We start from the raw sequence: 10,548 nt of genomic DNA, 5'->3' as shown, positions 1-10,548 counted from the left end.
CGATGCCGTCGCCGCCGAACTCAACCACCGCCCACGCAAAACGCTCGGCTGGGAAACCCCAGCCGAGCGCTTCGCTAAGCTCCTGGCCAGTTGACCAGTTGTGTTGCAACGACCCCTCGAATCCGCCAAACCGCCGGGGGCGCTGTTCGTTATCGCAGTTCCCTGCGGAGAATCTTCCCGCTCGCCGTCTTCGGGAGTTCGTCCACGAAGAACACCGCGCGCGGATACTTGTACGCCGCCATGCGTTCCTTGCAGAACGCGATCAGCTCCTCGGCGCCGACTTCCGCGCCCGGTTGCAGCGATACGAACGCGTGCACCGTCTCGCCACGGTAGGCGTCCGGCACCCCGATGACCGCCGCTTCGCGGACCGCGGGATGGCCGTAGAGCACGTCCTCCACTTCCCGCGGCCACACCTTGTACCCGGACGCGATGATCATGTCCTTCTTGCGGTCGACGAGGTAGAACCAGCCCGCCTCGTCCATGAACCCCACGTCGCCGGTGTGCAGTTCGCCGCCGGGGAAGGACGCCTCGGTCGCGTCCGGACGCTGCCAGTAGCCCGTGGCCACCTGCGGACCCGAGATCAGCACCTCGCCGACCTCGCCCGGCGGCAGCTCCTTGCCGTCCTCGCCGACGATGCGGGAGCGCACCGACGCGATCGGCACGCCGATCGACAGCGCACCGGAGGCCGGATCGACCGGCGCCCGCCGCCCCGGCGGCACGAGGTGCGTGATCGAGGAGGTTTCGGTCAGTCCGTACGCGTTGTGGATGTACCCGCCGATTTTCTCGCCCAGCTGGTCGCCCACCGCCGGTGCGATCGGCGCGCCACCGGACCAGATCTTGGTCAGGGACCGGAAATCGTCCCGCCCGGCACCGGGCACACCCGCCATCGCCGCGTACGCGGTGATGGCGCCGACGCTGAACACGGGCCGATGCTCGCGCACGGCGTCGACCATCACCGAGGGCTCGAACCGGTGAGCCAGCACCAGCGGCGCGGGCAGCAGCAGCGCGAGCACGCCGTGCCCGACCAGCCCGGTGATATGGAACAACGGCGCGAGCCCGAGGATCGTGTCCCCGGGTTCCAGCTGCATCCACTCCCGGTAGCTGCGGGCGTTGAACACGAAGTTGCGATGCGTCAGCACCGCGCCCTTCGGATCGCCCGTCGTGCCCGAGGTGTAGACGAGAAACGCCGGATCGTCCGGCGCGGGCGAGGCCGGTGGTGGTTCGAGGCCCGCGAACGCGTTCAGCAGGTCCCCCAGATCCAGTGCGTCCGGTATGACGAGCCGTTGTGGCGACGGGAAAACCCGCGGATCGTCGCGTGTCTGACCGTCCAGGCCGGAGAACGTGATCACCGTGCGGATACCGAGCGCCGACACCACCGGGTACAGCTCGTCCAGGCACAGCACCGCCGTCGCTCCGGAATCACGCAGCAGGTGCCCGAGTTCGCGTTCCTTGTACATCGGGTTGGCCGACACCGCGATACCGCCGGCCTTCCACGCCGCGAGCATGCCGATCACGTACGCCGGATTGTTCTGCGTGAACAGCACCAGCCGGTCACCGGCGGAGAATCCGTGCCCAAGCAACGCGACGGCGAGCGCGTCCGAGGCCTCGTCGAGCTGTGCCGACGTCATCCGGCCGTCGAAGTAGCGGATCGCATCCGCCTCGGGCGCCCGGGCCACGGTCGCGGCGAACATCTCCAGCAGGTTGGCGTACTCGGGCTCGAACGCGTCCGGTTGCCCGTCGCGATAAAGCCCGAGCCATGGTCGTTCCGCGTAGCTCACCGCTCGGACCGCACCCCCGCGGCGGCCGGCGCACGACCCCCGCCGTACTGGGCACGCAGCAGGTTCAGCCCGCCGCCCGCCTCGATCACCTCGATGGCATGTGCGCTCGGCGGGGTGCCCCGCAGTGTCTCCCCGGTTCGCGCGTTGCGGACGGTCGCGGCCCTCCAGTCGACCTCCAGCTCGTCCCAGCGTTCCACGGCCGATGCGATACCCGGCACGGTGACCAGCGGCATTCCCTGGTACAACTCGCCGCGCCAGAAACCCGGCGCGTAGGACTCGGCCACGACGGCGACGATTCCCGCGTTGCGCAACGAGATCATCGCCGGATAGTGCGGGTGGCCGTAGCCGAAGTTGCGCCCGCCGGCGATGACGTCACCGGGCTTCACGTCGTCCACAAAGGACTCGTCGAAGGCCTTCATGCACACCGAGCGCAGTTTGTCCGGGTCGTAGTACTTGATGTTCTCGACACCGATGACGAGGTCCACGTCGAAGTCGTCGCCGAAGACCCACGCCGCCCTGCCGTGAAAGACCGGCTCCACCACGCTCATGCCAGCACCTCACGCGGGTCGACGATGCGGCCGGCCAGCGCCGAGGCGGCCACCGTGTAAGCGCTTCCCATGTAGATCTCCGCCTCCGTGCTGCCCATCCGTCCCGAAATGTTCAGGACACCGGTGGATACACACTTGTCGCCGGGCTTCAGCGGTGACGCGTAGCCGACGCAGAAGTCGCACGACGCGCCCGCGACCCGTGCACCGGCCTCGGCCAGCACGTCGAGCAGGCCTTCTTCCTTCGCCTGCGCGTAGATTCGCTGCGAGGTCGGCACGACGTTGAAGTTCACGCCCGGTGCGACCTTCTTGCCCCGCAGCAGTTCCGCGGCGGCGCGGATCTCCTCGATGCGGCCGCTGGCGCAGGAACCGATGTATGCGTGCTGGATCTCGGTCCCGGCGAGTTCCTCGACCGGTCTGGTGTTGGCGGACTTGGCCGAACCGGGCAGCACGACCTGCGGGGACAGCGCGTCCAGATCGATCGCGTGGCTCGCCGCGTAGGTCGCGTCCGGGTCGCTGTAGAGCGGCTCGTATTCGGCACGCGCGACTTTTTCCACGTATGCCAGGGACTTCTCGTCCGGGTTGAAGATCGCCGACACCGCGCCGGTGAACATCGCCATCGCGCACAGACCCTGCCTGCGGTCGATCGTCATCGCCTCCGCGCCGGCGCCGGTGTATTCCATGACCTGGTGCGCGCAGGCGTCCGCGCCGTAGGTCGCGATGATGTGGTGGATGAGGTCGCGGTTGTCGACGCCCCCGGCGAACCGGCCGTCGAGGTGGAAACGGGTGCTGGCGGGCACGTCGAGGTAAACCGCGCCGGTCACCCATGCTTCGAGCAGGTCCTTGCGCACGCCCCAGCCCAGCGCGCCGAACGCGCCCAGCCCGCTGATGTGCCCGTCGAAGTGGACGAGGAACTTGCCGGGCATCGCGTAGCCGAGTTCGGCGGAGACCTGGTGGCCGATGCCGAGCCCTTCGTGGACCGCGACCCCGTTGCGGCGCCCCCATTCCCGCGTGACGTCGTGCATCTGCTTCTCACGCTCGTCGTTGCGGGTGGTCATGTGGTCGATGAACAGGACGTACCGCTCGGGTTCCTTGACGGTGTCGATGCCGAAGTCCTCGGCCATCTGGCGGAACATCACGTCGGTGTAGCCGGGGTAGTCGTAGGCGATCATGTAGTCGGGCCGGAACGGGGCGTTCTGACCCGGGGTCACCCGGTCCAGGCCGCCCGCGCGGGCGAGGATCTTCTCGGTGATCGTCGAGCCCATGCTCACACCTCTTCCTTGGCAGGCAGGTACTCGCGCTGCCGTTTTTCCATTTCCGGGAAGCCGATGAGCCCGACGAAGTCCTCGTGCTCCATGTAGGAGGCCGAGACTTGCGGCAGTGCCTCCCCGGACGCGAGACGGGTGAACGAGTCGCGCAGGGCGGTGGCCGCCGCGAGCACGCCGTGCGTGGCGACCAGGCCGATCTTGACGCCCAGTTGCGCCATCACCTCGGGTGTGAACTCACGTTCCACCCAGGTCCACGCGGTGAGCGAGGCGACGAGCGGGACACCCGTCAGCTCGTGGCAGCGGCGCCAGTCCTCCAGCGTGGAGAACGTCTTGGACACCGGCATGATCAGGTCGGCGCCCGCCTCGACGTAGGCCTCGGCACGCTTGAGCGCCTCGTCGCCGACGGCGTCCGTGCGGGCGATGAGCAGGGCGTCCTCCAGCCCGTCCTTCGCGGCGCGCACCTTGCCGACCGCCTCGCGCAGCGGCGTGACCTCGACCGGGTCGCCGACGCAGACCGGGCAGCGCTTGGGGGAGACCTGGTCCTCCATGAAGACGGCCGCGGCCCCGGCGCGGCGCATGTTCGCGGCCGTGCGGCCGGCGTTGATCGCGTTGCCGTAGCCGGTGTCGATGTCGGCGATGATCGGCAGGGAGGAGCCTTCGTGGATCTTGCGCACGGCGTCGATGCCTTCGGTCGCGGTGAAGATCTCGGCGTCGGGCATGCCCAGCGCCGCGGCGATGGCGAACCCGGACGCGCAGACTGCCGAGAACCCGGCCTGTTCCGCGATGCGTGCCGAGAGTCCATCCCACACACCGGGTGCGTGGATCATGCCGTCCTGTGCGAGCAGTTCGGGCAGGGAGGGTGTCGCCATCGAGACCACCTTGTTCCGGATTATGAAATGACTTCCGCTATACGTGATACCACGGTAAGCCGGATGCGGTCCCAAGGTCAACGCGGGATGGGGCGAGTGGGCGGAGGCTCAAGGCGCGGTCCAGGTGCGCCGTGGCGTGCGGGAGTGGTGGAGTGCTGTTCGTCAGGCACCCCGGCGGACGACGCTCGCGTCACGGGCGACAGGGCGCGCTCGATTGCCGCACCGGATTGCCGACCGGCTCGAGCAAAAGGGGCGCCAGGTTCAGAAAAGCAAAAACCCCAGGCCCTATGGCCTGGGGTGATGGTGCGCCATCAGGGACTCGAACCCCGAACCCGCTGATTATCGGAAGCCATTATTTGTTGTTTGCTGGCCTCGTTGAATAGCGGGTGGTACCTCGCAAAATTGCAACTGCAAACGGTTGTTGAATTAGGTCAACGAGGGTTGTTTGCTGTTGTTGAGGTTGGGATTGGGTTGGCCTGCGGCAGTACGTGCGGTAGCGGGCATGCTCACAAGGAGAGGTGTCGCGGTGACTGGCTGGCGAGCATGCAGGCGATGCAGGGCATTCCCGTTGGCTTGGACAGTTGTTCCAGTTCCGCTGGATGAAAAGTCTCACCGCACTTGGTGCGTATCACATTGCCGTACTGGCCATGGTCAGCGGCGACCATATGGGTGACTCGGTGCGTTTCACCCGTCGTTCCGGTGACGGGGCGCACCAGGAAGTAGGGAACGGGAGACATGTGGCCACGATACAGCGTGCACGTGCATCTGCAAGGCTGGATTTGGCAAACCAAATGCACGTGCACTGATTCGTCGGTTGGAGCGTAAACGGTCGTTTGAGACCGGTGGGCGTAGTCGCACCAAGGGAGTCCCTGAAATATTGGAGCGGCAAGGCCTTCGGGCTCCAGACCACGCGGCTCGGAGGCCGCGAAAAACTCGTCCGGCCGGTCAGTTCGGCGCTATCCCATCTGCCGGGTCCGGCACAGGAGGCCTGACAGAGGGCGAACCGCAAACCTCGTAGCCGCTTGGGTTCGTGCTGTGGGTGGGGTGTTAGCGGTGACCGGGTCGGTAGCGGTGTGTGCTGGTCAACATGTCGTCAGCGACTTCGGGCAGGGTGCGGTCTAGGGCGAAGGCTGTGGCACGCAGGCGTAGTAATGCCTCGGTCGCGTCGGTGGCATGCTGGCTGGCGATCATCATGCCGGCCGCCTGGTGCACCCTGGCCCAGCGCGCGCGCAGGCGCCCGGCGAAGAACCTGTCCACGGGGTGGTCCTCGTCGTCGGCTTGGGGTGAGGCGGCGGTGTTGGCGAGCAGGAGGTCCCGGATGAGCGCGGCGAACTGCCGAGCGTCCTGGCGGTGGCCCGCGCGCAACCCGCCCGGCTGGTGACGGTGAGTGGACAGCACCGCCACGGGGACACCATAGGCCAGGACAGGTACGGCGAGCGCGAAACGCACGCCAGCGCGGAGGGCGGCGCGGGCGAACAGGGGCCAGCGACGCTGCTGTTTCGGGTCGTCCAGGTCCTCGGTCACCACCTCGTGGGCCCCGGCCAGGCAGTCCCAGGCCGGGCCGTCACCGGACACCGCTTGCGTCTCAGCCAGGGCCGCGGCGGCTGCGCTGGTGGCATACGCTGGCTCCACGCGCAAATACCGGCTGGTGAGAAAGACCGCGACTCCCGAGGCATCGAGCGTCGTCTCACAGACAGCGCAGATGTGCCGCACCGCTACCGGTGCGGCCTCGGCACGTGCGAGTCCGCACACCGCCTCAGCGATCTGTGCCTGCCGCTCATCGGAACTCATCGCGACCGGTATCCCCCTTCGGCGGTGTCAGCCGCAGCCGTTGGCCACTGACATGCGTCATAGCGATTGCGCAGGGAGGTTCACACGACGGATCAGCCCGGTGCTCGCCCTCGCGTTCAGCTGCGCGACCGGCCGTGTCGGCGCGTCGCGCTCGACCAACGATGACCACGCACCACCCGGTGTTCGTCGCCGAGTTCAGATGGTCGACTTCGAACGCCACCACGCTGCCTTGGACACCGTCGGTCCACCGCCTGGGCTGCTCGCAAATGACCACGTCGTCGTCGACGATGACGAAGCTGACCAGTCGGACGGTGGGCTGACCGGCTTCGGTGTAGACCACGCGTCCGACCTCCTTCGATTGCGCGAGACGAACGCATTCCCCCGCAGGTAGGTCATAGCTTGGCGTAGGCATCGAACATCCTCGGTTGGTGCAGCCCCACAGCGAAAACCCTTGTCCCTAGCACCGATGGTAGGGCCGAAGACACGACCTCTCGCGCGGTAGCCAGCAGACGAGGTCCTGATCGGCCAGCGACCACACCGGACAGTAACCGTCCGGCCCGCAACTGTGAAGAGCAAGTGCACCGTCGAGGCAACATCAGCTCGACCCCGGACAGCGGGGGTCGAGCACCTCCAACCTTCGCCCCGGGACAGAGATGACCTTCTGCCCTTGTCCGGAGCCGCCGAGATCATGAACAGTAGGTGGCGAAAACGGTAACGGGGGGAGGGACTCACCGCGATGCACAACGCGACCGAGCTGGAATCACTGGACTACAAGCAGTGCCTTGCGCTCATGCGCACGCAGGCCGTCGGCCGGCTGGTCTTCACCGACCACGCCCTACCCGCCGTACGACCGGTGAACTTCACCCTGCGACAGGGCGAGGTCATACTTCGGCTGGGCCGCTCACCCTGGGTACGGCGCCTCGACCACACCGTCGTCGCCTTCGAGGTCGACCAAATCGACCAAACAGCCCAGGCCGGGTGGAGCGTCGTCGTCGTCGGCAAGGCCCGCCTCCTCGTCGACATCGACGAACTGGTCACCAACTCCGATCCCCTACACCGATCCTGGGCCCCAGGCCCGCGCGACCAAACCCTGGCCATCGACATCGAACAAATCACCGGACGACGACTACTCACCGCAGCAAGCTAGACATCGTGTCGGCGTCGAGCCTGCGGCTATCGTGGCGTCCCCGTGCCCGGCGGCACGTCCGCCTGAGTGCTTGGACAAGCCCAGCCCGGTCCGGGTTTGCTAGTGCAGCGTTGCGCTGGCGGTCCCACGCCTCGCGAGCTGGTCGGCAAGCCCGGCGTCGTCTTGCCTACCCCTTCAAGCGCTCACGTCTCGTCGATCATCACGGCTAGCCCAGTAAAATTGCGCTTGGTGGTCATCCCGTCGCCTGATGGCGTCTCGATCACGCCGTGTCGGGGTCGCAACCTCCGCACCAAACCGCCGGCCGAATTCGTCAAGCTTGCGGTCCCGGCGCGGTGTGATAGCCATCAGATCAGGCGACGGGATGACCACCAAGCGCCCACCCTGCCAACGCAACCGCGGCTACGTTGCCCGGGGCATCCCGGAGCCTGCCTGCCCGGCGAGGGCATCTCTTGTTCCTTCTTCTTGTCGCGGCGGCTGCGGGGTCGCCCGGCCTTCGTCGAACCGCCACGCGGGACCGGCCGCCAGGCCGCATGCCCGCGTCTGGCGGTTCGACACGATGAGGGCCGGATCAGCGGCCCCGCAGGGGCCGCCTTGACCAAGAAAAGAAACTCTGAACACAGCAAAGCCTCCGCTGGTCGGGTAGGACCGTGGGTATGATCCGTGTAGTTGACTTCAGCCGCAGGAGGTGGCCGTGACCAGTAGCAGCGCGGAGCAGCCGTCGCATGAGGGTCTTGATGGCCCGGCTCTCCTGGCGGCGCTGGTGGCGGAGAAGGACGTGCAGCCGATCCGGTCTGTCGATGATCTCGCGTGTGAGGGCGTGTTCGAGACCGAGCAGGAGCTGGACGAGTTTCTGGCGTGGGTGTCGGCCGAGCGGAAGGCCAACCTGGCGTAGTGCCTGAGGTCGTCGTCTTCGATACCGATGTCGCTTCTCTCGCGTTCAAACGAGAGTTGCCGTCGTGGCTGGCGGCCCGGCTCGTTGGATTCCGGCCCGCGATCACGTTTGTCACGTTGGCGGAGCTGAACAAGTGGGTCCACCTGCGCTCGTGGGGCCTGCCTCGGCGTGAACGACTGGATCAGTGGTTGCAGCCGCTTCCGGTACTGCCGGGCACGCCGAAAGTCGCGCAGGTCTGGGGTGAGATGTCCGCCTACGCGCAACGCCGGGGCCGTCCGCGTCCGCAGAATGACACCTGGATCGCGGCGTGTTGTCTCGCCTTCGAAGTCCCGCTGGCCACGCTGAACGTGAAGGACTACGTCGACTTCGTCGAGTACGAGGGCCTGGAGCTACTGGTGCCGTAGCGGCTCGCCGGATCGCCTGGCCGCCGCGACGTAGGTCCCCTTGGAGCGGACGGTGACCACGAGCCCGCGATAGCGGAGCAGTCTGGTTGCGTGCCGGGCGGTGCCGAGGGATACGCCGTACTCCTCGGCCAGATCGCGCTCGCCCCGGAGAGGCGTGTTCGGCTTCAGTTCACCGCTGGCGATGCGCTGGGCGAGATGGCTGGCCATCTGCTCGTACAGGTAGCCCGCTGGGTCCGGCTCGAACGGAGGCGTGGTCATGCGCGGGTGATTTCGCCTGCGGCCGCCCGACGAACGTCGTCGAGGTGCTCGCGCGCGATCCGTTCCGCCGTGCGCATCGAGAACGCGGCCGTCTCAACGCAGCGAATCAGGTCGTCGTGTTCCACACGACCCGGCTCACCGCCCACGTCAAGGTCGGCTCGGGCTACCGCTTTGACTGCGTAGTCAACGTCCATGAGCGCGCTGAGCGCGTGATCTATCCGCTGGTGCAGGATGTCGGCGCGCTCCCGGAGTATGGCGTAGTACTGGTCGCTGTCCTTCATTCCGCTGATCCCCATGCAGCGAGTCTAACGCTGCAAACGCTGCATATCGATCTAAACGATGCAAGTCAGTGGAATCGCGGCGATTCAGCAGGAACGCTGCGTTCGTGGCACGAGACAAGCTGCTCAGCACGGGGGAGGCCGCCCGCGAACTCGGCGTAGCCCGAACCACGCTGCTGCGGTGGTGGCAGGACGGCAAGGTCGAGCCGGAGTACGTGACGCCCGGCAACCACGCTCGCTGGAACCTTGCGTCACTCAAGCAGCAACTTCGCGACAACCGGCCTGGCAAGTCGAGCTGAGCGAGTCACGAGCGGAGAAGTTCGCTCGTCGTGTCCGGAGTTGCCTCGTGCTGCTGCTGGTGTTCGCGAGCTACGCGGTGATGGTCTCGTCGAAGATCCACTGCAAGTAGTCGGGGTTTCCGGCTACCAACGGAGTGGCTGTCACGTGTGGCACTTCGTAGGGGTGCTGCTGGCGAGTGAGTTGGCTGATGCGTCCAACGAGACTGGCGCGCGTGTAGAGCACTGCGCGAATCTCTGTCTTTTCGTGAACCTCGCCCTGCCAGTGGTAGGCGGTCTCGAACGGGTAGGTGTGGGCCGCGGCGCAAAGATGCTGCTGCATGAGCTGCTGGGTGAACTCGCGCATCCACTGTTTGTCCGGCGCCGTCATGACTACCTCAACGGCTTGGTCATCACTATTCATGGGCCGATGCTTTCAAGTCGTCGATGACGGTGTTGGCGTCGTCCTTCTCGCGGGCCATACTGCCCCAGCCTGTCATGATCTTGCCGTCGTAGCCGAGCCCAACCCAGCGGCCGCGCATCGTCGTTCCATGCGGGTGCAGGACGAAGTACATGGTGCCCTTCGAGCGCACGGAACCGTCGTTGGCGGCATACCAGCCTAAAAGGACCTCGTTGTCCCATAGGCGGAACTCGCCAGTCCAGTGGTAGCCGGTCTCGGCGAGCCCGTGCGTGACGGTCTGTACCTCGATGCTGTCGCCGCGTTGGGCCAGGCGAACCTCCTGCACAGCTATCGCTTCTTCGCCGTCTCGCCAGGTCTGCCAGCCCGCGTACCACTGGCCGGCGAGGTCTAGGCGCCCTGTGCTGGTTCCGGCCAGTTCTCCGACCGAGATCTTGAGCGCCTGCGCGATGGCGACGGCGACGGAGAGGACCGGTTGTTGCTCTCCCGCCTCGTAGCGGCGGATCTGGCGCACACCGATACCAGCGGCATTCGCCAGGTCAGCCTGCGACATGCCGAGGTCGGCTCGTCGCTGGCGCATCACATCAGCCATCTCCATGCCGTCATTGTCGCAGGCCCTATTAGT

General features: G+C 66.6%; 15 protein-coding genes. 4 read left to right on the top strand and 11 right to left on the bottom strand.

The annotated features are described in order from the left end of the window. Positions 1–149: 149 nt before the first annotated feature. The 7 genes from HFP15_RS32520 to HFP15_RS32490 form a co-directional block, all read right to left on the bottom strand. Positions 150–1,778, bottom strand: coding sequence for a class I adenylate-forming enzyme family protein (locus HFP15_RS32520; RefSeq protein WP_312871865.1), 1,629 nt, complete (start codon positions 1,776–1,778; stop codon positions 150–152). Further along, positions 1,775–2,326 (bottom strand): LeuD/DmdB family oxidoreductase small subunit, encoded by a 552-nt coding sequence (locus HFP15_RS32515; RefSeq protein ID WP_168520619.1) that lies wholly within the window; start codon positions 2,324–2,326, stop codon positions 1,775–1,777. The genes HFP15_RS32520 and HFP15_RS32515 overlap by 4 nt, the downstream gene beginning before the upstream one ends. Then, on the bottom strand, positions 2,323–3,588 hold the full coding sequence (locus HFP15_RS32510; protein WP_210718159.1) for a 3-isopropylmalate dehydratase large subunit: 1,266 nt from the start codon (positions 3,586–3,588) through the stop codon (positions 2,323–2,325). The genes HFP15_RS32515 and HFP15_RS32510 overlap by 4 nt, the downstream gene beginning before the upstream one ends. Positions 3,589–3,590: 2 nt before the next feature. Further along, the gene (locus HFP15_RS32505; RefSeq protein WP_168520618.1) at positions 3,591–4,460 is read right to left on the bottom strand and encodes an isocitrate lyase/PEP mutase family protein; all 870 of its coding nucleotides are present in this window, start codon (positions 4,458–4,460) and stop codon (positions 3,591–3,593) included. 506 nt (positions 4,461–4,966) lie between these two features. Continuing rightward, complete coding sequence (locus tag HFP15_RS32500; protein ID WP_168520617.1) at positions 4,967–5,197, bottom strand: hypothetical protein; 231 nt, start codon at positions 5,195–5,197, stop codon at positions 4,967–4,969. 310 nt (positions 5,198–5,507) lie between these two features. Further along, positions 5,508–6,251: a GAF domain-containing protein gene (locus HFP15_RS32495; protein WP_168520616.1), complete on the bottom strand. Its 744-nt coding sequence runs from the start codon at positions 6,249–6,251 to the stop codon at positions 5,508–5,510. Then, on the bottom strand, positions 6,238–6,663 hold the full coding sequence (locus tag HFP15_RS32490) for a pyridoxamine 5'-phosphate oxidase family protein (RefSeq protein WP_168520615.1): 426 nt from the start codon (positions 6,661–6,663) through the stop codon (positions 6,238–6,240). Before HFP15_RS32490 ends, HFP15_RS32495 begins: the two co-directional genes overlap by 14 nt. A 324-nt stretch (positions 6,664–6,987) precedes the next feature. On the opposite strand from HFP15_RS32490, the gene HFP15_RS32485 reads away from it, so the two are divergent. From HFP15_RS32485 to HFP15_RS43095, 3 genes are all read left to right on the top strand, one after another. Next, on the top strand, positions 6,988–7,398 hold the full coding sequence (locus HFP15_RS32485) for a pyridoxamine 5'-phosphate oxidase family protein (protein WP_168520614.1): 411 nt from the start codon (positions 6,988–6,990) through the stop codon (positions 7,396–7,398). Positions 7,399–8,089: 691 nt separating this feature from the next. Beyond that, a complete protein-coding gene (locus HFP15_RS32480; protein WP_168520613.1) occupies positions 8,090–8,290 on the top strand; it encodes a hypothetical protein in 201 nt (66 codons plus the stop codon). Continuing rightward, positions 8,290–8,694, top strand: coding sequence for a type II toxin-antitoxin system VapC family toxin (locus HFP15_RS43095; RefSeq protein ID WP_168520612.1), 405 nt, complete (start codon positions 8,290–8,292; stop codon positions 8,692–8,694). Before HFP15_RS32480 ends, HFP15_RS43095 begins: the two co-directional genes overlap by 1 nt. Here the strand turns inward: HFP15_RS43095 and HFP15_RS32470 are convergent. Together HFP15_RS32470 and HFP15_RS32465 are read right to left on the bottom strand one after the other, a co-directional pair. Continuing rightward, the gene (locus tag HFP15_RS32470) at positions 8,680–8,952 is read right to left on the bottom strand and encodes a winged helix-turn-helix domain-containing protein (protein ID WP_168520611.1); all 273 of its coding nucleotides are present in this window, start codon (positions 8,950–8,952) and stop codon (positions 8,680–8,682) included. The two genes, HFP15_RS43095 and HFP15_RS32470, sit on opposite strands and share 15 nt — an antisense overlap. Continuing rightward, positions 8,949–9,248 (bottom strand): hypothetical protein, encoded by a 300-nt coding sequence (locus HFP15_RS32465; RefSeq protein ID WP_168520610.1) that lies wholly within the window; start codon positions 9,246–9,248, stop codon positions 8,949–8,951. Before HFP15_RS32465 ends, HFP15_RS32470 begins: the two co-directional genes overlap by 4 nt. A gap of 89 nt (positions 9,249–9,337) precedes the next feature. On the opposite strand from HFP15_RS32465, the gene HFP15_RS32460 reads away from it, so the two are divergent. Next, entirely contained in the window at positions 9,338–9,529 is a 192-nt protein-coding gene (locus HFP15_RS32460) for a MerR family transcriptional regulator (protein WP_168520609.1), read from the top strand. Positions 9,530–9,599: 70 nt separating this feature from the next. Here HFP15_RS32460 and cutA read toward each other — a convergent pair whose 3' ends face one another. After that, positions 9,600–9,929 carry a divalent-cation tolerance protein CutA gene (gene cutA / locus HFP15_RS32455; protein ID WP_168520608.1) on the bottom strand — a complete coding sequence of 110 codons (330 nt, stop codon included), beginning with the start codon at positions 9,927–9,929 and terminating at the stop codon, positions 9,600–9,602. Next, positions 9,922–10,521 (bottom strand): helix-turn-helix transcriptional regulator, encoded by a 600-nt coding sequence (locus tag HFP15_RS32450; RefSeq protein WP_168520607.1) that lies wholly within the window; start codon positions 10,519–10,521, stop codon positions 9,922–9,924. Before HFP15_RS32450 ends, cutA begins: the two co-directional genes overlap by 8 nt. Positions 10,522–10,548 lie beyond the last annotated feature (27 nt).

This window comes from Amycolatopsis acididurans, from assembly GCF_012328925.1.
GTDB lineage: Bacteria > Actinomycetota > Actinomycetes > Mycobacteriales > Pseudonocardiaceae > Amycolatopsis_E > Amycolatopsis_E acididurans.
The sequence above is the reverse complement of the archived record's forward strand: the minus strand, read 5'-3'. Positions and strand labels throughout refer to the sequence as shown.